The organism is Dubosiella muris (assembly GCF_004793885.1).
GTDB lineage: Bacteria > Bacillota_I > Bacilli_A > Erysipelotrichales > Erysipelotrichaceae > Dubosiella > Dubosiella muris.
In genome coordinates this window covers 48,970-69,985 of the sequence record NZ_SRYG01000014.1, presented here as the reverse complement: position 1 = coordinate 69,985, position 21,016 = coordinate 48,970, and the positions used below count along the sequence as shown (strand labels likewise).

At 50.3% G+C, this 21,016-nt stretch carries 26 protein-coding genes; 9 read left to right on the top strand and 17 right to left on the bottom strand.

Translation table 11 applies throughout. The annotated features are described in order from the left end of the window. Positions 1 to 11 precede the first annotated feature (11 nt). From E5336_RS07735 to E5336_RS12600, 3 genes are all read right to left on the bottom strand, one after another. Complete coding sequence (locus E5336_RS07735) at positions 12 to 773, bottom strand: DeoR/GlpR family DNA-binding transcription regulator (RefSeq protein WP_135980543.1); 762 nt, start codon at positions 771 to 773, stop codon at positions 12 to 14. Positions 774 to 865: 92 nt separating this feature from the next. Next, complete coding sequence (locus E5336_RS07730) at positions 866 to 2,290, bottom strand: glycoside hydrolase family 1 protein (RefSeq protein ID WP_135980542.1); 1,425 nt, start codon at positions 2,288 to 2,290, stop codon at positions 866 to 868. Positions 2,291 to 2,357: 67 nt separating this feature from the next. Further along, positions 2,358 to 2,510 carry a hypothetical protein gene (locus tag E5336_RS12600; RefSeq protein ID WP_277820820.1) on the bottom strand — a complete coding sequence of 51 codons (153 nt, stop codon included), beginning with the start codon at positions 2,508 to 2,510 and terminating at the stop codon, positions 2,358 to 2,360. 100 nt (positions 2,511 to 2,610) lie between these two features. On the opposite strand from E5336_RS12600, the gene E5336_RS07725 reads away from it, so the two are divergent. Further along, complete coding sequence (locus E5336_RS07725) at positions 2,611 to 2,919, top strand: single-stranded DNA-binding protein (protein WP_168353598.1); 309 nt, start codon at positions 2,611 to 2,613, stop codon at positions 2,917 to 2,919. A gap of 189 nt (positions 2,920 to 3,108) precedes the next feature. Here E5336_RS07725 and rlmD read toward each other — a convergent pair whose 3' ends face one another. From rlmD to E5336_RS07710, 3 genes are all read right to left on the bottom strand, one after another. Next, positions 3,109 to 4,410: a 23S rRNA (uracil(1939)-C(5))-methyltransferase RlmD gene (gene rlmD / locus E5336_RS07720; RefSeq protein ID WP_135980540.1), complete on the bottom strand. Its 1,302-nt coding sequence runs from the start codon at positions 4,408 to 4,410 to the stop codon at positions 3,109 to 3,111. 84 nt (positions 4,411 to 4,494) lie between these two features. Continuing rightward, positions 4,495 to 6,420: a molecular chaperone HtpG gene (gene htpG, locus E5336_RS07715; RefSeq protein WP_135980539.1), complete on the bottom strand. Its 1,926-nt coding sequence runs from the start codon at positions 6,418 to 6,420 to the stop codon at positions 4,495 to 4,497. Between the two features lie 120 nt (positions 6,421 to 6,540). Further along, entirely contained in the window at positions 6,541 to 7,128 is a 588-nt protein-coding gene (locus E5336_RS07710; RefSeq protein ID WP_135980538.1) for a GNAT family N-acetyltransferase, read from the bottom strand. Positions 7,129 to 7,252: 124 nt separating this feature from the next. On the opposite strand from E5336_RS07710, the gene deoC reads away from it, so the two are divergent. The 7 genes from deoC to E5336_RS07675 all read left to right on the top strand — a co-directional run bounded on the left by deoC (position 7,253) and on the right by E5336_RS07675 (position 13,103). Next, positions 7,253 to 7,945, top strand: coding sequence for a deoxyribose-phosphate aldolase (gene deoC, locus E5336_RS07705; protein WP_135980537.1), 693 nt, complete (start codon positions 7,253 to 7,255; stop codon positions 7,943 to 7,945). Next, entirely contained in the window at positions 7,942 to 8,859 is a 918-nt protein-coding gene (locus tag E5336_RS07700; RefSeq protein ID WP_135980536.1) for a class I mannose-6-phosphate isomerase, read from the top strand. Before deoC ends, E5336_RS07700 begins: the two co-directional genes overlap by 4 nt. A gap of 2 nt (positions 8,860 to 8,861) precedes the next feature. After that, positions 8,862 to 9,737 carry an SDR family oxidoreductase gene (locus E5336_RS07695; protein ID WP_135980535.1) on the top strand — a complete coding sequence of 292 codons (876 nt, stop codon included), beginning with the start codon at positions 8,862 to 8,864 and terminating at the stop codon, positions 9,735 to 9,737. Beyond that, the gene (locus E5336_RS07690; RefSeq protein WP_135980534.1) at positions 9,734 to 10,150 is read left to right on the top strand and encodes a C-GCAxxG-C-C family (seleno)protein; all 417 of its coding nucleotides are present in this window, start codon (positions 9,734 to 9,736) and stop codon (positions 10,148 to 10,150) included. The genes E5336_RS07695 and E5336_RS07690 overlap by 4 nt, the downstream gene beginning before the upstream one ends. Positions 10,151 to 10,217: 67 nt before the next feature. Further along, the gene (locus tag E5336_RS07685; protein WP_135980533.1) at positions 10,218 to 11,099 is read left to right on the top strand and encodes a hypothetical protein; all 882 of its coding nucleotides are present in this window, start codon (positions 10,218 to 10,220) and stop codon (positions 11,097 to 11,099) included. 72 nt (positions 11,100 to 11,171) lie between these two features. Beyond that, a complete protein-coding gene (locus E5336_RS07680) occupies positions 11,172 to 11,825 on the top strand; it encodes a TetR/AcrR family transcriptional regulator (protein WP_135980532.1) in 654 nt (217 codons plus the stop codon). 72 nt (positions 11,826 to 11,897) lie between these two features. Next, entirely contained in the window at positions 11,898 to 13,103 is a 1,206-nt protein-coding gene (locus E5336_RS07675; RefSeq protein ID WP_135980531.1) for an MFS transporter, read from the top strand. A 223-nt stretch (positions 13,104 to 13,326) separates the two neighbouring features. Here the strand turns inward: E5336_RS07675 and E5336_RS07670 are convergent, their stop codons facing one another. From E5336_RS07670 to E5336_RS12595, 6 genes are all read right to left on the bottom strand, one after another. Continuing rightward, on the bottom strand, positions 13,327 to 13,785 hold the full coding sequence (locus tag E5336_RS07670; RefSeq protein ID WP_135980530.1) for a hypothetical protein: 459 nt from the start codon (positions 13,783 to 13,785) through the stop codon (positions 13,327 to 13,329). 168 nt (positions 13,786 to 13,953) lie between these two features. Beyond that, positions 13,954 to 14,439, bottom strand: coding sequence for a GNAT family N-acetyltransferase (locus E5336_RS07665; protein WP_135980529.1), 486 nt, complete (start codon positions 14,437 to 14,439; stop codon positions 13,954 to 13,956). A gap of 59 nt (positions 14,440 to 14,498) precedes the next feature. Then, positions 14,499 to 14,912, bottom strand: coding sequence for a VOC family protein (locus tag E5336_RS07660; RefSeq protein ID WP_135980528.1), 414 nt, complete (start codon positions 14,910 to 14,912; stop codon positions 14,499 to 14,501). Between the two features lie 114 nt (positions 14,913 to 15,026). After that, positions 15,027 to 15,173: a hypothetical protein gene (locus E5336_RS12420; RefSeq protein WP_168353597.1), complete on the bottom strand. Its 147-nt coding sequence runs from the start codon at positions 15,171 to 15,173 to the stop codon at positions 15,027 to 15,029. A 31-nt stretch (positions 15,174 to 15,204) separates the two neighbouring features. Further along, a complete protein-coding gene (locus E5336_RS07655; protein ID WP_135980527.1) occupies positions 15,205 to 16,155 on the bottom strand; it encodes an alpha/beta hydrolase in 951 nt (316 codons plus the stop codon). A 17-nt stretch (positions 16,156 to 16,172) separates the two neighbouring features. Continuing rightward, positions 16,173 to 16,304 (bottom strand): hypothetical protein, encoded by a 132-nt coding sequence (locus E5336_RS12595; RefSeq protein ID WP_277820819.1) that lies wholly within the window; start codon positions 16,302 to 16,304, stop codon positions 16,173 to 16,175. 126 nt (positions 16,305 to 16,430) lie between these two features. On the opposite strand from E5336_RS12595, the gene E5336_RS07650 reads away from it, so the two are divergent. Next, a complete protein-coding gene (locus E5336_RS07650) occupies positions 16,431 to 16,904 on the top strand; it encodes a TetR/AcrR family transcriptional regulator (RefSeq protein WP_135980526.1) in 474 nt (157 codons plus the stop codon). Between the two features lie 411 nt (positions 16,905 to 17,315). Here the strand turns inward: E5336_RS07650 and E5336_RS07645 are convergent, their stop codons facing one another. The 5 genes from E5336_RS07645 to E5336_RS07625 form a co-directional block, all read right to left on the bottom strand. Further along, positions 17,316 to 18,743 (bottom strand): DUF2812 domain-containing protein, encoded by a 1,428-nt coding sequence (locus tag E5336_RS07645; RefSeq protein WP_135980525.1) that lies wholly within the window; start codon positions 18,741 to 18,743, stop codon positions 17,316 to 17,318. Positions 18,744 to 18,834: 91 nt separating this feature from the next. After that, a complete protein-coding gene (locus tag E5336_RS07640) occupies positions 18,835 to 20,079 on the bottom strand; it encodes an aminopeptidase (protein ID WP_277820818.1) in 1,245 nt (414 codons plus the stop codon). 78 nt (positions 20,080 to 20,157) lie between these two features. Next, complete coding sequence (locus tag E5336_RS07635; protein ID WP_135980524.1) at positions 20,158 to 20,340, bottom strand: FeoB-associated Cys-rich membrane protein; 183 nt, start codon at positions 20,338 to 20,340, stop codon at positions 20,158 to 20,160. A gap of 85 nt (positions 20,341 to 20,425) precedes the next feature. Further along, a complete protein-coding gene (locus tag E5336_RS07630) occupies positions 20,426 to 20,701 on the bottom strand; it encodes a FeoA family protein (protein WP_135980523.1) in 276 nt (91 codons plus the stop codon). Further along, positions 20,698 to 20,928: a FeoA family protein gene (locus tag E5336_RS07625; protein WP_135980522.1), complete on the bottom strand. Its 231-nt coding sequence runs from the start codon at positions 20,926 to 20,928 to the stop codon at positions 20,698 to 20,700. The genes E5336_RS07630 and E5336_RS07625 overlap by 4 nt, the downstream gene beginning before the upstream one ends. Between the last annotated feature and the right edge of the window lie 88 nt (positions 20,929 to 21,016).

Here is a 21,016-nt window from a genome sequence, read left to right as displayed (position 1 = left end):
TTTCTTTCGCGCTAATCAAACACTTCCACATTCAATTCCTGGAACTGCGCCTTTCTCTCCTTCGAGATAGGATACCCTAAAATGCACCCCGTAAACTCGCTGACATCCGCGAACTTGTAGTTGCCTTCCTCGTTAAGCTTTTCCACCTCGCACAGCATGTAGCGCTCTTTGGCGTGCTGAACGACAAGCCGTTTGGTCATGCCTTCATTCGCCATATAGGTAGTCACTTCGTTTTCATCCAGATTGACGCCGACGACCCCGACAAACGCCTGGTCGAACCGAAAGCGTTTCAGCATTTCGTAAGCCAGCGTTCCAATCATTCCATCCCGTCCGTAATCCAGCTCGCCGCCAATCATGATCGTGTTCACTTCGCTGTGCGCCAAAACCGAAACGACTTCCAGCATGTTGGAAACGACCGTGACCGGCAAGTTGTTTTGCGCGATCAGCTGCGCCAGCTGCACGCTCGTCGTCGAAATATCCAAAAAGATGATCGTCCCGGGCTTAATGAGCGAATACGCCTTCAACGCGATGTGCTTTTTCGATTCGGTATTTACGTTTTTGCGTTGCGCCGCCACTTCCCGATGGACGTTTTTCTTCAAAACAATCGCCCCGCCATAGATGCGTTTCAGTTTCCCGGCGTCTTCCAGCGTATGAAGATCTTTTCGAATCAAATCTTCCGTTACCGAAAATTTTTCACTTAAATCCTTGACCCGCACTTTGCCGTTTTGCTGCAGCTCTTCCAGGATTTGCATTTGTCTTTCTTCTACAAACATGTCTTTACCTCGTTATATTTTTATATTATAACATGCCGGTCTGAAAAAAGAGAAGAAACGGATGAATTCATTTGCTCATCCGTTTCTTTTTCTTATTCGCTTAAATCTTCCCCGTTGGTTTCAATGACCTTTTTGTACCAGAAGAACGAGTCTTTGCGGTAGCGGTCCAGCGTCTTCAAGTCGAATTCGTCGCGGTCGACATAAATGAAGCCATACCGTTTCACCATGCCCTCGTGCGTCGAAATCAAGTCGATCGCGCTCCAAGGATTGTAGCCAAGGAATTCCGTTCCATCCGAGATGCTTTCCTGAATTTGACGAATGTGATCCTGATAGTAGTGGATCCGGTACGCGTCGTGAACCTTTCCGTCCTCGGTCAGCGTGTCGTACGCGCCAAGGCCGTTTTCCGTGACAAGCAGCGGTAAATGGTAACGCGAATACATTTCGCGTGTCGTCGCCCGGAAGCCAACCGGGTCGATTTCCCAGCCAAAATCGGTTTTTGGCAAATATGGGTTGTCAACCGATTCAAAGACGCCATCCACTTTCCGTCCGGATTGCTGATCGCCCAAAGTAGCCGCTTCGCTCATCGCTTCCGCGTCGCTCGCTTTTACCGTCGCTGTGTTGTAGTAGTTGAAGCCGATGAAATCCGGATGCGCATTTTTCATCGCCTCCTCGTCCCCAGGCGCGAACGTCGGCGTCGCGTCGTTTTCTTCCAAATAGCTCCATACGATCGCGTTGTAAATGCCGTAAACCGCCATATCCAAATACAGCCAGTTTCGAATCGCGTTGAAGTTTTGCGCCGCGATCACGTCCTCCGGCTTGCATGTGGCCGGATACACCAGCGAGATGTTTGGCGCCGGTCCGATCTTGGCTTCCGGCAGCATCTGGTGGCAAAGCACCATCGCTTTCGCCTGCGCGACAAGCATGTGGTGGTTTTGCTGGTAAATTTCCTTCAGGACATTCGTGCAGCCTTCCGGCAAATGCAGCGTTCCAATGACAGGACCGGAAAGCGTCAACACGTTTTGCTCGTTGATTGTCAGCCAGTATTTGACCCGGTCTCCGAAGTTTTCAAACAAAATCGACGCGAAATTGACAAACCACTCCACGGAATCGGGATTGCCCCAGCTTCCGCGCTCGTCCAGTGCCGCCGGCATGTCGAAATGGAACATCGTCACGATCGGCTCGATGCCGTACTTCAAGCACTCGTTGATCAAATCATTATAGTAGTCGATTCCCTTCTGGTTGATTTCGCCGGTTCCCTTTGGCAGGATCCGCGTCCACGCGATCGAAAACCGGTACGCTTTGAATCCCATTTCCGCCATCAAGGCAATGTCTTCCTTATAGCGATGATACTGATCCGCGCAAACGGTCAAATCCGACGTGCCTTCCGGCACTTCCTTCACGTCCTGGCACGAAGGGCCTTTGCCATCTTCCAGACTCGCTCCCTCGACCTGATACGCCGACGAAGAAGCGCCCCACAAAAAATTCTCAGGAAAAGGTTTCAATGTTTTGTGTTTCATAATGAGTATTCTCCTTTTTCTCTCTTGTCTTTATTATAAGAAATCACGTCCGTTTTGAATAGCGCTTTCATAAAATCGGAAATCCCGTTTCCGCTTTTCTTTCACTTTGCGTTTTATTTTCGAAACACCGGTTCTTTCCAAAACGGCTTATTTGCTGTAATTTCAACAAAACCACGTCCATTACAGGAAGAATCACCCCCGTAATCAACGCAATTTCCATTTAATTACGTATTTTAGGCAAATTGCGCCTTCCATTTCTTTTTCGTATGATGACAACCGAAAGAGCCGTTCCCCGCTCTTTCCAAGAAAGGAGGTCGCAAATGAACGTTTTTTGTCTCGTTGGTGAAATTCACCAGCAGCCTGTTTTAAAAGAAACAGCCAACGGCATCAAAGTGGCCGATGTCACCTTGAAAGTCCAGCGGCCGTTTGTCAACTCGGATGGCGTGTACGAATACGACTACATTCCCATCGAGCTTTGGCGCGGCATCGCGGAAACGCTTTGCAACGTGGCGGAAATCGGCACCTGGATCAGTGCCAAAGGCAGAATTGCCACCCGTACGCATATCAAGGATGAAAAGACGTATTTGAATCCGACATTTATTGCCGAATCCATCAAATACCTCAAATAAAAAGATGTAAATTACCCAAACACAAAAATATAGCACCTTCCAACCGCGGGCCAGACGCCGAACTCTCTTCCTTCCTTTCTCGGATACCGCCCGCAAAAATCAAAATGAAGAAAATTAAATTCCTTTCAAAAATTAAAAGAGAAACGTCACAAAAGCCCGGCAGGAGAAATCCGGGCTTTTGGTTTTTTCTTATCTTTTCGCTTTGCGCTTGGTTCGATGCGGGTAGGAATCCGCTTTCCGGAAACCGGAAGAATGCGCGTTTGCGGGACGAGCCATCCGTCCGCCTTTTCCTTTCGGTCTTGCCGGCTGCGCCTTTTGCTGGAACGGGATCCGATTCGTGCGCATCTTTCGTTTCGTCAGCAGCGCGATCGACTCGATATGCTCCGTATTCGGGAACATGTCCACAAGTTTGATTTCGTCGGTGTAATAACCGAAACGCTTAAACACGATCAAGTCCCGGGCCTGCGTTTTGGGATCGCACGAAATATAGAGAATCCGGTTCGGCTGCAAGGAGCAGGCCGATTCGATAAACAAATTCGTCGTTCCAGCCCGCGGCGGATCCAGCACGATCGCGTCGTATTTTTGATGGAACCGACGCGCCTCCTTCATAAACTGCGTCGAATCCATCGCGACGAATCGAACGTTGCGAATGCCGTTTTGGGCGGCGTTCTCCTTCGCCATCGTCACCGCGTCCGCGTTCAGCTCGACGCCTGTCACCTCGCGGCAGTCGCGCGCCAGCGTCAATCCAATCGTTCCCACGCCGCAATACGTGTCCAGTACTCGATCCTGCGACCGCAAAGCCAGCATTTGTCTGGCCATCTCGTACAGCTTTTCGCATTGTCCTGAATGGATTTGGTAAAACGAGCTGGCGGTAAAGGAAATCTTCAAACCACACAACACATCGGTAATGTACCCTTTTCCATACAAAACGATCGACTCGTCCTGCATGACGATACTCGTCTGCCGCGGGTTGATATTTTGAATGATCGTTTTAATTTGCGGGAATTTTTTGACGAGCACGTTGACCAGGTTCCGACGCGACGGAAACATCTTCGTGCTCGTGACAAAGACGACCATGACCTCGTTTGTCGAATGCGCGTAACGAATCATGACGTGCCGCAGCAAACCGGTTCCCGTCCGCTCATTGTATAATTCGATTTTCATGGAATCGACCAAATGGGTGATTTCATCAATGATCTCGTTCACCAGCTTGGGCTGCATGACACAGCCCGACGTGTTGATCACCCGATGCGAGCGCGCCGCGTAAAGCCCCGAAAAGACTTTCCGGCTTTTATCTTTGGCAAAACCAACGATTACTTTATTTCGATAAAACAAATCGTCTTCCGCCATGACGACTGGCGCCACCTTCACATCGAGATGCGCTCGTTCCATGATCGCTTCGACCATTTCCCTTTTCTTTTTTGCTTGCTCGTCGCGGCTGAATTTCAGCAGCTGACATCCGCCGCAAAGCTTTTCTACTTTACATTTCATCCTGTTTACTCCTGTCCGTTTTTTTATTGTAGCATCGACCTATCGCAAAGACAACGAAGGCGAATTATAAAAAAAGCCAGGAAACTAATCCTGACTTGAAATCAACGCGCAAATACGGCGGGAATATTCGATTGGATCCTTGATTGCAAATCCCTCGATCAGCAAAGCCTGGTCGTATAGCACTTCGCTGATTTCCTTCGCTTTCGCCTGATCGGACGCGTACGCTTCCTGAAGCGTCTTGAAAATCGGGCTTTTTGGATTCACTTCCAAAATCCGGGTCGCTTTCATTGGCGGCATGCCGTCCATCTGGTTTTGCGCCGCCATCGCCGCGTACACTTTTTCCATCTCGAACGACAACCCGTCGCCAGCCACCAGCATAACCGGATCGTCCACCAGCCGGTTCGACAACCGGACTTCCGACACTTCGCCACCGAGGCTTTCCTTCATGAACGCCAGCAAGTCTTTGTTGGACTCGCTCGTCTTTTCCAGTTCTTGTTTTTCTTCTTCCGAATCCAAATCCAATTCGCCTTGCGATGCGTTTTTCAGCGGATGATCCCGATACGAGCCCAGCGTCTGCATCACAAACTCGTCCACCTGGTGATCCAGCAGCAGCACCTCGATGTCGCGGGACATGAGTTTTTTCACGATAGGCAGCCGATCCGCCATATCCAGCGACGCGCCCGTCACATAGTAAATGTCCTTTTGCTCTTCACCCATCCGGTCCACGTATTCCGACAATGTAACCAGTTTTTTATCGCGGCTCGACGTGAAGAGAAGCAGGTTTTCCAGCTTTTCCTTGTCCTGGCCAAAGTTGTTGTAGACGCCAAACTTCAAATCCAGGCCAAAGTTTTTCCAGAACGTTTCATACGCCGGCCGGTCCTTGGCCAGCATCGAGCCCAGCTCGTTCAGTACTTTTTTCTCGATCCGGTTTTTAATCACCCGCAGCTGGTGGTCGTGCTGCAGCATTTCCCGGGAAATGTTAAGCGACAAGTCCTGCGAATCCACCAGGCCGGTCACGAACCGCAAATACGCCGGCAGCAGCTCTTCGCAATGATCCATGATCCGCACGCCGCGCGAGTACAGCTGCAAGCCCGGTTTGTACTCCTGCGAGTAAAAGCCCGACGGCACGCGCGAAGGAATGAAAAGCAGCGCCGTGAAGCTGACATTTCCTTCCACATTAAAGAAAATCGTCTTGCATGGATCGACAAAATCGTGGAACTGGTCTTTATAAAACCGGTCCAGCTCTTCTTTTTCCACTTCCGATTTTGGACGCTTCCACAACGGCACCATCGAGTTGAGCGTCTTGTCTTCGCGCACGCTCTCGTAATCCGGCGTTTCGTTGTCTTCCGTGCCTTCCACCATTTTTTCGACTTGCACTTCCATTTTGATTGGGTACCGGATGAAATCCGAATACTTGCGAACAAGATCGGTAATGGTGTACGACTCCAAATACTGCGAATACGACTCCGTGTCGTCGTCCGCTTTCAGCTGGAGCTCGATCGTCGTTCCATGGCCGTCGCGCACAGCCGATTCGATCGTGTAGCCGTTGGCGCCGTCGCTTTCCCACAAATACGCGTCCGGGCTGCCCGCTTTTTTCGTGATGACTTTCACATCGCTGGCCACCATGAACGCCGCGTAAAAGCCGACGCCGAATTGGCCGATAATGTCGATATCGGATGGTTTCTCCTCTTTTTTCGCCATTTCCTCTTTGAACGCCAGCGATCCGCTTTTCGCGATCGTTCCCAAATTGTCTTCCAGCTCTTCCTTGCTCATGCCGATTCCGTTATCGGAAATCGTCAAGGTACGCGCCTCTTCGTTCAAGTCGATTCGAATTTCCAAGCCATCGACCGCTTCGTGATGCTGCAACGCGTAATAATAATACTTGTCGATCGCATCCGACGCGTTGGAGATCAGCTCCCGCAAAAAGATTTCCTTATGGGTATAAATGGAATTGATCATCAAATCAAGAAGACGTTTCGATTCCGCTTTAAACTCTTTTTTTTCTGCCATATTTCCACTCCTTTGATCCTGTTTTTTCAATATGGAAATCATACTCCATCCTTTTAGCAGTGTCAACCGATAAGTGCTAAACCCCAAAAACAAAAAAAACACCAGATCGCTCTGCTGTTTTTACGCGCCCCGCTCTTTCAAGATCCGCGTCGTTTCCTCCCACGCTTGCTCGCTTTGCTCCCGGGTACTGCCGCGATACGCGCCCAAATACGGAGTGAACCCCAGCGAAGCGTACAACGCGATCGCCCCATACGACTGGGATTGTGTCGAAAGGTACAAAGGATACTTCGACGGGATCGAGTCGTACATCGCGCCAAGCTTTGTGAGCATCGCCCTGGCAATGCCTTGATGCTGGCACGACTCGTCGCACGCCACATAATGCACACGAAGCCGCTCTTCGTCAAAATCGCGTCCGGGCCACAATCCGGCGGAAGCCGCCAGCTGACCCGCCTCGTTTTTCACAAATAAAAAGTGGGTTTCAAAAAAAGCGCGGTCTTTTTCAAGCATGGCTGCCAGGGCGTCTCGCGCCTGCTCCATGGACGAAAACAAATTCACGCTTGTTTGCAGAGCACACCACGGTTCAAATAAATCGTCGTCGAACGGAACGTACGAAAACCCTTCCTTCAAATCAAAAACACGCTCGATCCGTTTTTTTGGCAGCACCATCAACACCTTGCGATACGGAATCGACGAATCCAGTTTTGTCATGATCTCACCTCGCATCCATTGTACCACGAAGCGATTTTACACCAACAGAGAAAATTTTCTTAATTTGGTATATCAATATATTAAATTAGTATGCTATAATACATCCGAAAAGAGGGAGTTCAACATGAAAACATTACCAGCAAATGAAAAAGAACTAGCGAAATACTTTGACCATACGTACTTGAAAGCCGACGCCACCGACAAGGAAATGAAAAAGCTTTGCGACGAGGCGAGAGCCATGGGCAGCGCGATGGTCGCCATCAACACCGCCTGGGTCATCCCATGCAAGCAATGGCTTGAGGGAACGGATGTCCACGTTGGCGCAGCCATTTCGTTTCCGCTTGGCCAGTCGGGCCTGCAAAGCAAGCTGTTTGAATGCGAGCGCGCCATCCAGGATGGCAGCGACGAAATCGACTACGTCATTCATATCGGCAAGGCGAAAATGCACGACTGGGCGTATATCGAAGACGAAATGCGGCAAATGACGGCGCTCTGCCACCAATACAACGTGCCATGCAAAGTCATTTTTGAAAACTGCTATTTAACAAAAGACGAAATCAAAACCTTGAGCGAAATCGCGAAAAAAGTCCGGCCCGACTACATTAAAACGAGCACCGGATTTGGCCCGACCAGCGCGACCGTCGAAGACGTGGCGCTGATGAAATCCGTCGTTGGCGACGACGTGAAAGTCAAAGCGGCAGGCGGCATCCGCGACTGGAAAACGTGTCGGGCGATGATCGAGGCGGGCGCCAGCCGGATTGGCACAAGCGCTTCGTTGACGATTCTCGAACAATTCAAGGAGGAAGCCAACCAATGAAACCATACATCTTAGAACCGATTCCCGACTACACGATTTGGGGCAACGACAAAATGTCCACGTTCCGCCACGCCGACAAAAACTATGGCACATGGTGGGAAGTGAGCGCCCATCCGTATTGCACAAACCCGGTCCGCGACGCGGGCTGCACGCTTCAGGCGCTCATTGACAGCGATCCGGAAGCGATGCTTGGAAAAGGCATCACGATGCACGAAATGCTGCGCGTCGCCTTCCTGGACGCCAAGGACGCCCTGAGCATTCAAGTCCATCCGTTTGACGCCTACGCCATGGAGCATGCCAACGACTTCGGCAAAGACGAAAGCTGGTACATTATCGACGCCGAGCCGGGCGCCAAGCTTGTCGCGGGCACCACGACCGACGATCCGGCGACGCTCAAAAAAGCCGTTGAAGACGGAACGCTGGAAAACTACTTGTCGTATCAGGAAGTCAAACCGGGCGACTACATCGACATTCCCGCGGGCATGCTTCACGCGTTAGGCGCCGGCATTTTGGCGATCGAAGTGGGCACCAACTCCAATGTCACCTATCGTTTTTACGACTACAACCGCAAAAACGCCGACGGAAGCCAGCGCCCGCTCCATTTGAAGGAATCGTTCGATGTTGCCAACTTCGCGTTGCGTCCAACGTTTGTGCCGGCGCAAAACACGACACGCCGCATCGGAGACACCCCGCATTACGTCGTAGACGAAATTTTCGCCGACAAGGACATCGACATCGCCGGCAACGGAGTGTACTTTCTGTTGTCCAACCTTGGCGAGGACACGACGCTGGTCGTCGATGGTGTCGAATACCCTTTCAAAAAATATGAAAGCGCCTTCGTTCCCGCTTCCCTTTCTCATGTTACAATAAAACAAGGAGCGCACCTGCTCTATAGTCAAACGAAAGGAAATTGAAGATGAAAACAATTTTAGTCACCGGCGCCAACGGGTATATCGCCTCGTATATCGCCGCTGTCAACCAAACGAAATTCAACTGGATCAAAATGACGCGCAAAGATGCCGACCTGTCCGATCCGGACGCGGTGGAACGCTTTGTCCGCTCACAGGATTTTGATCTTTGCCTCCATACGGCGGCCAACGCGACGACCGCTGTATGCGAAGAAAATCCGGCGCTCGCCCATCGAATCAACGTGGAATCGACCGAGGCGATCGCGAAAGTGTGCCATGAAAAAGGGGCCCGCCTGATTTTTTGCTCGACCGAGCAGGTTTTTAACGGCAAGACGAATTTTGGACCTTTTGCCGAAGAAGAGGACATAGCGGCCGTGACGGTCTATGGTCAAAATAAAATCGAATGCGAAAAAATTCTCCATCAATGGTGTCCGGACGCGGTTATTTTGCGTTTTTCCTGGATGATGGGCTTGTCAATGCCAGGCATCAAGGCGAGTCCAAACATCGTATCCAATGTCATGAACGCCATCTTGCACCAGCAGCCAACGCTATTTACCGTGCATGAAAAGCGTTGCATGACGTATGCCCGACGGCTGGCTGAGCAATTTGAAGCCATTACGACGTTGCCGGCCGGCATTTACCATGTCGCGTCCGCCAACGACAAATCGACGTATGAAAGCGCGAAAACGGTCGCCTCGATGCTGGGCGCGACGCCGGAAGCCATCGCGCGCTACATTTTGCCAAACGAGGAGCGGTACGCCGACCGGTTCCGCGACTATCGTCTGGACGCGCAAAAGCTTGCCCAATACGGCATTACTTTTGGCACGTTTGACGAGGATGTCGAAGCGATTTTACGCGATTTTGGATGGAGGAAATCGTCATGAGCCTCACCGATCTCGCTTTGGAAAACTACGCGGCCGGATACAACTGCTCGGAAGCGATCATCCGCGCTTGCGACGCGTACTATGGGCTGGACCTGCACGAGGAAGACTTGAAAATGATGGCCGGGTTTGGCAGCGGCATGTATACGGGATTGACGTGCGGGGCGTTGTGCGCAAGCATAGCCGCCTTGTCGAAAATGACGGTTGAAACCAAGGCGCACGACCATTTGGACACGCTTCGTCCCTACTCGCAAAAAGTCGTCGCCGCTTTCAACAAGAAGCTTGGCGCGACGCAATGCGCCCAAGTCAAGCCGGTGCACTACACCAAAGCGTTCAAATGCCGGGAAACCGTTCGTCTGGCAAGCGAGTCGCTGGAAGAGGTAATGGACGAAATCGCCCGAATCGAGGAAAAATAAGCCGGAACCGGCTTGTTTTTCTTTTTGCGGAACGCTACTATAAAAAGAAAAACAGGAGAAAACAAACATGAAAATAGCCTACTGCATGCATTACACCGGCACGTCGTTTGACGAGTTGTCGGAAAATGTCGACCAGCTCATCGAGCCTGGCGACGAAGTGTTCGTCATGATCAACGACGACGACTTGCGGGATCAAATGGTCATTTCCTACGCCGACGAGCCGGCGCTTCACGTTTCCCAAATCCAGCAAAAAGCGCTGGACGCCGATTTGTCGCTGCCGCGCGGTCAAATCGTCCAGCTGCGCAACGCGCTGGACGCGCAAATCAACGAGCGCAAGCACTACGACCGGTTCATCCTGATGACGGACGGCATGATGCCCATCCGCTCCCGCGACACGATCGTCGCGTATTTGAACGAGCACGAAGGTCAGGACATTTACTACGTCGTCAACGATTCCGACCACGATGAAACGATCGCCAAGCGATTTGAAAACTACGCGTTCTTCACAAACACGATGAACTTTCAAACGAGCCGGATGATCAAGGGCATGAACGCGATGACTTCGAAAATCGTGCACAACTTCAAACAGCGAAAAATCGAAGACACGCTCGTGTTGAGCTTTCCATGGTTCATTTTGACGCCGGAAAGCGCCAAGGCGCTGGCCGACGCGTTTCCGTATTGCTCCAACACGTTTAAAATGTGCCTCTATCCTGAAGAGCTGGCCATCGCGACGATGCTTCGCAAGTTTGCCGGCACGCCGCATGTCAACGAGGACATTTGGGCTTGCGGGCCAACCGGGACGTACGCGTTGGAAACGCCGGTTGGTTTCCTGACAGCGGAAGCGATCGAATCCAAGCCGCAGGCGCTCTTTGGCACAAAAATCAAAAGCGATCAAAATCTCGACGTCTATCAAAATTATTTCGACGCCTACGTGAAACCGGTGAAATAGCCGGTTTTTTCATTGCGTGGACCGCAAAAGTTTGATACGATAAACATACCAACGGTATGTAAAGGAGGCCCTATGCCGAAAAAACGCGATTCCCAGGCGACGATCCAGCAAATTCTCGATGTGTCCCAGCGGCTGTTTTCTGAAAAAGGATACGAAAAAACATCCATTCAGGACATTCTTCACGATTTGAACGGCTTGAGCAAAGGCGCGATCTACCACCATTTCGCAAGCAAAGAGGAAATTCTGGAAGCGGTCATCACCCGGATGAGCGAACAGTCCGTTCAATTTCTGAACAAGATCCGCGCCGATTCGACGATGAATGGCGCGCAAAAGCTCAAAGCGATCTTTTGCGGCTCCATCGCCCAGCCAATCCAGGACGATTTGTTTCAAGCCGCGCCCCGCCTTTATGATGATCCATTCATGCTGGCCCGGATGCGGGACGACTCCATCCACCATGTCGCGCCGGCCTATATCGCCCCTCTCATTCGCGAAGGCGTCGAGGATGGCTCCATCGTGACCGGGTACCCGGACGAATTGGCGGAGCTGCTGTTGCTGGCCGGCAACATTTGGCTCAATCCGCTGGCAATCCAGGCCGACGCGAATAAAATTACGCGCAAAGCGAAACTGCTGCAAAAGATGCTGCGCCAGTGCGGCCTCGACTTGATTGAAGACGAAGCCATCGAACGGCTCGCCCATCTCGCCACGCTCGCCTCGAAAGCGGCGTGAAATTCGCCAACCGGCGATTTTCTTTTACCGCGATACATACCGTCGGTCGGTACTTAAGAAAGGAAATCCACTATGCTTTCATCCAAATCATTTCTTTTGTTGTGCGTTGGCCAAATCATCTCCTTGTTTGGCAACGCGGCGATTCGCTTTTTGTTGCCACTCTGGCTGCTCGAAGCGACCGGTTCCCCTTCTCTATTTGGCCTCGTAACCGGAATCGCCTTGCTTCCGTCCATCGCTTTGTCCATGGTTGGCGGCGTGTTGGCGGATCGCTGGCGCAAAGAACGCATCATGGCCGGCCTCGATTTTTTCACCGCCCTTTTGGTCACGCTCGTCGCGCTGGCGTGGAAGGCGCTTGATCCCGTTGTCGTGTGCGCGATCGCGCTGCTTGTATTGTACGCCATTCAGGGCGCGTACCAGCCAACGGTGAACGCGAGTGTCCCGGCGCTGCTGGACGAAGCGAACTGGATGAAGGGCAACGCCATCGTTTCGGGTATCGGACAGCTGTCCGCCATCATCGGCCCGGTCCTGGCGGCGCTTTTCAATCCTGTCTTGTCGAAAACCGCGTTTTTGCTCGTTCTGGCGGTTTGCTTTTTCGTCTCCGCGCTGCTGGAATTGTTTTTAAAAATTCCTTTCCATCCAAAACAGCGAACGCTTCGCGAAGATTTTCAAACCGGATGGCGCGTCGTCCTCCAAAACAATCTCATTCGTCGCGGCCTCGTTTTGATCGCCTTGTTCAATCTCGTCGTTTCCGGGCTGATCAGCGTTTCCGTTCCGGTTCTTGTGACGCAGCATTGGTACGCGGGCGCCAGCGCCGATTTCCACTTGTCGCTTTTGGAAGCCGCCATCGGCATTGGCGGCATCACGGGCGCTCTTTTCGCCTCCGCCCGCGTAAAAGCCGCCGGTACGAAGGAAATCAAAACGATCATGGCTGGCTGCGCCGTCGTTTTGGCGCTCATCGCCTTGCTGTTGGGAATCGCCCAAGGCGGTCCGGTTTCTTTTGGCGCGCTGGCCGTTGGTTTATGGCTGCTCATGGCGCTGGGTTCCATGGCGAGCATCGTGCTGCTGACGTGGCTGGAAACGATCACCCCAGCCGACCAGCTTGGCAAGACGATGGCGTTCGTCATGGCCTCGTGCCAATGCGCCGTTCCGTTAGGCAACATCGTGTTCGGCTTTTTGATCCAGTCGCTGCCCATGGCGCTATGCTATTGGATCGCGGCTTTCCTTTCCGGCTTGCTGGCGCTGGCTGCCCATCGCTTTTTCCAGCCAAAAACAAAATAAGAAGAACCGAATGGATGGGAAACTATACGTTCGAAAAGATTGTTATTTGGAGGCATCAAAATGGTGTCTCCTTTTGATTTTTTCATCCTTCTGAGTCCTGTTTTTTTACAAACACTTGTGCATATTCATTGCTTTCCTTCCTCTGGATCGAAATTTACAGGAATGAAATTCGAGTACGTATTTAGAAAAAGAGCATCATGACCTATGCCATGATGCCCGATTGCTACGCGGGTTGCTGCGCCTTAAAAACCGATTTTACTTTCGATAACGATTGATTGGTGATCCGCGCGATTTTTTCATAGGACATGCCTTCTTCACGCTCTTTATTTCGCGACTCTCTTTCAAATTCTCTCATGATCTCACACATGGCATTCACTACTTCCGGTTCCTTTTTAAAATACGATACGGCTTCTCTAAGCTCATCATAAAACATGTCATCCGGGTTTGTACAGTGGAAATCATGCATCAGCCTTCCAATCGCGTCATCGCCCCGGTATTCTCCATTGACAAAACGGATGTGCGCTTTCGTATGCAGGATCCGCTTCCATTTCCGGTTGAACCATTCATACGTATAAAACAGCTCGTTTTGTTTAAGGAAATCCTTCTTCGTTAAAAAGACGACCCAGTTTTCCCGCAGCGTTTTGTGTTCTTCACCTGATTTTAAGCCCTGATAATCATTCATTCGGCTTTTTTAGATGATTTGTTATATCAAAATGCATAGCAGTGTGCGTCCTCTTTTCTCCCGGATTCCCGACATAGAAAAAGCAGGATCACCTGTTTAGATTTCCTGCATGGGTGGGGCTTTTTATTTATTTTGTAGACGCGTTCTCCACTCAATAAAAAACGGGATTTATCTATTTTCCATAATCAATTCTCTACACTTCCATTCTTCACCTAGAACACAATAGGTTTCCGTTCTGTCAAGAACAACATCGTTAAAACCGACCGCTTTATAACAAAAATAAGCCGGAAGATTATTCTCAAAAACGCCCAAGGACGCTTTTTTTGCTCCATACATTTCAAATACAAATTTGAGGCCTAGCCGGAGCATGGCTTTTCCATAGCCCTTTCCTCTCTTGTGAGGATTTACAATCACAAATCCAAAACGTAGTTCATCCAAGGATTCATCCGGGTTTCTTAGCGTAAAAAAGCCAACGATTCCTGTTTCATCAAATGCAGTAAACGGCATTAGAGATTCAACCAAGCAAAATTCCTTTTGTGTTATCGGATAATTGCCAAGTATACCTGCTGTCCATTGATAAAACGCTTTTTCATCCTGACACCACGATAATATGGCATCTCCATCCGAAGCTTTATACGGTCTTGTTCTAATCATACAGTTTTCCTCTCAAATTCCGTTTTTTCACTCTCTCAACTCCCCAACAAACGGGAATTTCATCTTTTGTCTTTTGTTTCAAAAGATTTGTTCCATGAACCAATTTCAATCAGATTTCCTTCCGGATCAGCTATGAAGCACGTTCTCTGTCCCCAAGGCTCTGTTGTCGGTTCTAAAACAGAAGTCGCACCATTGCGTATCGCCTTTTCGTATTCTAAATCCACTTCTTCGAAAGTATCCACATAAAGCGCGATTTCCGAATGACCGTTTAATCCCTTTACATATTCGTACTTTTTACTTGTCATATTCTCAAAATCTTTTCTGCCGTAAAGCAAAAACAATGTCCCGTCCTTCACAAGATATACATTGGATGTCTGCTCACTCTCTTGAATCTCAAAGCCAAGCACATCTCTGTAAAATCGAATCATTGCTCCCATATCGTTTACGAACAATCCAAAACCGTCTAACCGCATATTCAATCTCCTCCACTTTCCCAATTTATCGTTGATACTATTATACAATTTTAATCCAATAAATGAAATGTGTCCGGCTTTTTTAATGGACTGGCTATGTGAGAATTTTTATTCCTATGTCGTTTTCAGCCATTTCAGGTAATCGTCCATATAATAAGTTTGATGCATTCCGTGATCCTGTTCTTTGACTTCCACCGCCACCACATCGCAACCGGCGTCTTGATACAGCGCAACCCCGATGCCGCCAATCCCCCAAAACAATCACCATTCTTTTCACGATCCTTTTCATCCTTTATTTCCTTTCCGAAACCGGTAAATACCGGGCGAGATTGTCCCGAATCGCCTCCATGTACTTCCGGTACAGCGCGCTGTCGTTTTGCAAGCCATGGCCGGAATGTGGCATTTCGAAATACTCCACTGGCACGTCGTTGGCCCGCAAGGCGTCAACCAGCGGCTTCGCTGTTTTAAACGGACACACTTTGTCGTGGGCGCCATACGCGATCACGCTAGGCACCGTGTCCTTGTCGACCCACATCGACGCCCAAATCGGCTTCATCGCCTCGACATACGAGCCGTCCTCGATCATTTCCGGCGTGATGGTTTGGCCGGCCATGGCGCTAAACAACCCGGCCGCCGCTTCAGGACTTTGATCCAGTCCGTACGTGTCCCAGCTTTTTGGATCGAAGCTGGCCGGTCCAACCGCCTCGAACAGCAGTTTAACGGGCACGGGCGACGTTTTCGCGTCCCGATACGCGTAAAGCATCGCCAAGGTGCCGCCGGCCGAACCGCCGCCAATGGCCATTCCGTCGATTGGATAGCCAAGGCGCTTGGCTTCGTCGACAATCGCGGGAACGCTTTCCTTGATTTCCAGCGACTGGGAATACACGCTGGCTTGCGGATTTTTCTCGCCAAACAGCGTGTAGTTGACGCCAGCCGCCACATAGCCAAGCGAGCAAAGCCATTCGAGCATTTCCTTGTCGCCCGCCTTGTCCCCGGCTGTAAAACCGCCTGCGTGCAAATACACGACAAGCCCGTACGCCGGTCTGCCGGTATCGGCCGGCACATACAAATCGTATTTGTTCGCTTCTTTTGGTCCATAGCTTAAATCCTCGTATACCGTTCCGACTTTGTCGCTCCAGTCCACGCGAAACGCTTTCGTCCACACCGGCTGATGCTTCATTTTAAACGCAACCGAACCAGCGAAGCTGATTACGAATACGAGGACACATGTCAGCACAAACATTCCTCTTCCCTTCCTTTTCATAAAAAATCACCGCCAAACATCGTGCCGCCCATGAGCGCGTTCATCGCCCCGCGCACGGCGAGCCGTCCTAACACAATGCCGCATAGAGCCACAATGATCAAAATGTATATTCTCTTTTTCGTCCACATACGTTTCCTTTCTTGACATCCCGGTTAAAGATGTTATTGTAGTAACAGTTATATTTGTAACATATGGAACAACAGGCGACAAGACGGCACGCCTGTGTTGTTCGAAACGGAAAGGATTTCTAACACATGTCGAAACAAAGCGAAAACTCGAAACAATGGATCGCCGAAGCGCTGTTCCAGCTCATGGAAACGACGCCGTTTTCCGAAATCACCAACAAACAGATCACCGGCAAGGCGGGCTTGTCGCACATCACGATTTACCGCAATTTCGATTCAAAGGAGGAAATCGTCGAATATTACTTGCTGGAATGTCTTGAGCGCGCTTCCCTGGACAACGCGAAAATGGACGACCTCTTCCGCTTTTATGAAACGAATAAAAAACTGATTTCCCTTTTGTACCAAAACCATCTTCAATATGTGTTGCTGGACGCGATTTTAAAGAAACTTCAACACGATAAAAACGACGATCCGACTTCCGCCTATGCGAAGGTGACCGTCGCCTATTTGATGTTTGGGTGGTGTGACGAATGGTACAAGCGGGGTATGAAGGAAACGCCCGAACAGATCCGGGCGCTGCTCGAGGAACAAAAGAAAGGATGAGTGCGAGGTAATCGCGGCTGTAACGATCAAACAAGTCGAAGGGGAATGGGCGCGCTTAATCCATTGGATGAAAATTTTGATGCGTTCCACTCGCCTGTTTGAAAAGAATGTGGTTAAATACGTTTGAGCTGAAATAAGCTCACTTCATAATCAAATTCCCTTTCTTAAAACTTTCTTGGAAAAAGGCCTCGTCGGAGGTCTTTTTTCTTGGCTTGGGCAACAAAAAAGATCCGGTTTTCCGAATCTTGAAAAACGACCAGTGAGTTTTCACGTCAAGCCCCACACCTTCACGTGTTTCACTGTTTTCTATCGGACCGAACTTCGATCTTCCCTTAATTTTACACTACAATAGTACCCCCCCCCCATTTTTTGTCAAGAGTGCCTACAAAAAAAGCCTTGCTTGCGCAAAGCTTAATCTTCGTCTTCCTCGTCGCGGGAACGATGGAATTTCCGTCGCTGGGTCTTTTCCGACTCGAGCGTATCCCAATCGGATTCGAGCTGCGACTCCGATTCGGAAACATCGAAGTAGTTTTCTTTCGCCCGATTGTCCTGGTTTTCCTTAATGCGCAGCCGGGCTTTGAGCAGCCGGGCGCGTTTTTTCGCGTGGCGAAGCATGCGGCCATACGTGCAGAACGCGACTAGCGCGATCACGAACAGCGCCAGACAAACGATGATTCCCCACAAGTAGCCTTGGAACTCGTATTGCAGAAACGCGGTCACGATACAGCAAGCCATGCAAATAAAAATCAAGAACATCGTCGAGCGGCAGGAATTCGCGTATTTGCGGAAGAAACGATATTTTTCCTCCTCGTTGTCGATTTCTTTTTTGTATTCGCCCTCGTCCTGATAATTGCGGAACGTGAACCAGCCCGCTTCGGATTTTTTCTTCGCCGCAGATTTGGCTACGAGTTTCCAGCCGTCGCGCTCCCATTGGCGCCATTGATCGGCGGAAGGCTCGTCTTTGAAGTAGTTGATCGAATAATAGTAAGGCTTTGGATCGCCTTTGACGAAATAGTATTTATGGCCCACGTGGCGCACAAAATGGTACCCGTCTTTCGATTGCTCTCCTAAATAGTTTTCAATGACTGGATACTGGGAAAGAAGAAAATGTTTGCGATCCTCGTACAAATCCTGCTCTTCCTCGTCGTAAAACTCGTTTTCATCCTCGTTTTCGTCGTCGTCCTCTTCTTCCTCTTCGTCTTCGTATTCATATTCTTCGTCATCGTCATCCTCTTCGATGAACTGACCTTGCTTCATTCGAATCGTATCGTCTTTGCCGTCTTCTTCCAATTCCTCTTCTTCCTCCGCCAAATCAAACCGTTTCCCAAAGGATTCCGCTTCGATTTCCTCGTCAAAGGCCGGATCGTCTGCGGTTTCCTCGATGGTTTCCTCCATGGCCTGTGTCAAAGGCGCGGCTTCCTCTTCCTCGACTTCGATCGTTTCCACTTCGGGTTCCATGATTTCCACCGGTTCGATCGGGACAGCCACTTCCTCGATCTCGCGTTCCAGTTTTTCATGTCCTGGCTCGATTTCGATTCGCTCCTGCTTGACCACTTCCGTGCGTGGACGGATGCGGATCTCCTCCTCGATCAGTTCGCGGGTTTCATATGTATTCGTCTTCACCTTCACATTCGCGCTTCGATTCGCCCGCTTGCCAAAAATCTTTCGCTTCGATTTTTGCGCTTCCTGCGACTCGTCGATTTCGAAAATGGAAGATGCATCAAAATCATGCAGTTCCGGCTCGTTGAATTGAATGGATGAAATACGATCTTGCTGGTTCAACTCTTCGAGTTCGTCCAGGGCACGACTTCGCTTCAAGTCTTTTCTTTCAGATGCCATTCTTGATCACTCCATTTCTTTCCATAAGTATTTTACGTGCAATCATGGTTCAAGTCAAATGAAGTGGACTTTGCCAAACAACACGACCGTCTTATTCAAATTCCGGCACCCAGTTGCCGTTTTTAAACACATCCACTTTCGCGCCGTTTTTCAAAGTCGCCACAATGGAAAGATCTTCGCTGCCCACCATGAAATCGACATGCACGCGCGAGTCGTTCAAACCGACCGCGTCCATCTGGTCCTCTCGCAATTCCAGGCCGTCGCAAACGCATTCCAAATACGCGGCACCTAACGCGAAGTGGCACGAGGCGTTTTCATCAAACAGCGTATTGTAGAAAATCGTGTCCATTTTGGATATTGGCGAATCCACCGGAACGAGTGCGACCTCGCCCAAATACGCGGCGTTGCGGTCGCTTTTCAAAATCGCCTCCAACACATCCCGGCCGGTTCGCGCGTCAAAATCAACGACCTTTCCCTCTTGAAAGCGGAAATGGAAGTCCTCGATCACGCTTCCGTTGTAAATGAGCGGCATCGTCGCGTAGAGAACGCCGTCCACGCCGTATTTATATGGAGCCGAAAACACTTCCTCGGTCGGAATGTTTGGAAAATACACCGTGTGACGCGCATCGCGAAGCGTCGAGCTGCCACCCGCGAACCGGTAGCCGTCGGGCAGCTTCACGACCAGATCCGTTCCCCGTTTGTTTTTATAATGCAAGGACGCGATGTCGAGTCCGTTGAGCAAATCGACTTTTTTCACAAACGAGGCGTTGTGCCGCTCCCAGTTTTCTTTCGTCTTTCCCGGTTCGACGCGGCACGCGTCGAAGATCGCGTTCCAGAGCCGCTCGATCGCGTCGTGGAAAGACAGCTCGGGATACACTTTTTGCGCCCAGCCCGGTGTCGCGCAGGCCGCGACACACCATTGCGCTTCCATATGGTCCAGTTTGTCGTGCTGAATCTTTGTCGCTTCCCGCAGCTTCGCCCGGTATTCGACTAGCCGCGTCATGTCGACGCCCTTCATCAAATCGGGGTCGTTTCCGGTAATACTTAAATAGCACGCGCCATCCTTGGCGGTTTCGTTGAAAAACAAGGCGTCGTAATCCGGAACGTGGTCAAACGCCGCGTCGTCGGCATGCTCGAGCCGTTCCTTTTCCACGACGTCGTCTTTATACCGAACGACAACGTCGCCGGCGTGCCGTTCAAACGCCGCTTTGCTCACAGCTCGCACGAGCGCTTTGGCTTCCACCGGCGCGCTAATCACGACAAGCTGCCGCGCCTTGACGTTCAGGCCTTGATCGACGATCAGCCTCGCGTATTCTTCAAGTTTTATTTGATCCATAGTATTCAACCTCACTTTTTATTTATCATATCAAAAAAAGCGGGTGGAATCGCCTTTTTTCGATTTTGTTCCCCCGCGTTATTTTTTGTTTTTTTCCTCATGGATCGACTTGCGCACTTCGTCCCAGTCGATTTTCGAACACGACGAGGCGCAAGACGAGCAATCGCCATGGCAAGAATTTTTATTTTTCCTCAAAAATCGAACGATCCATAAAACAAGACCGCCAATGACGAGGATGACTCCCAGATCCGCGATATTCATCGTGCTCCTCCTTTTTCTTTAAGATCACGCGCCTTCCAGATCCCAGTCGCTGTCGACCGCTTCCGAATCCGGCGTGTATCCTTTTCTAAATAAAAGATAGAGGATCCCAAGCAAAAGCGCAATCGCCACAACCGTAAACCCGTTGAACGCGACTTCGCCGGTAAACAACCCGCCAAGCTGGTACACGATGAGCGCACACATTGAGTTCCATCGGATCGCCCAGCGGCGCGATCTTGCGGACAAAGACTTCGACGCCTTTCGTCAGTCCCATGTCCATGATACGTCGTTTCGTGGCGCCCGATCCGTGAATTTTCACAACTTTCGCCCTTTCCTTTGGACGGCATTCATTCAACGTCTTCATACCGTTCTCCTTTCATCCTGAACAAAGATGCGTCGTCCAAGTCCCGCGTCGATGGCGACGCATCTTCCTTTTACTTCGACAATCAAATTTCCTCCAGCGCTTTGCCGGACAAGAACCGGCTCGTTTTCCACAAATCCGAGATTTTGAAGATGACTGCGGATCCGGTCCCTGCCGCCTACTTTGTGTACACGGTATACCGTACCCATATTTGCATAAGTCAATGGCATACTATCCTCCTTAGATTAGTTATAACTAACTATTATTAGTTTACACAAACCGAGTGTTAGTTTCAACTAATTTTTCCCAAAAGCGTCG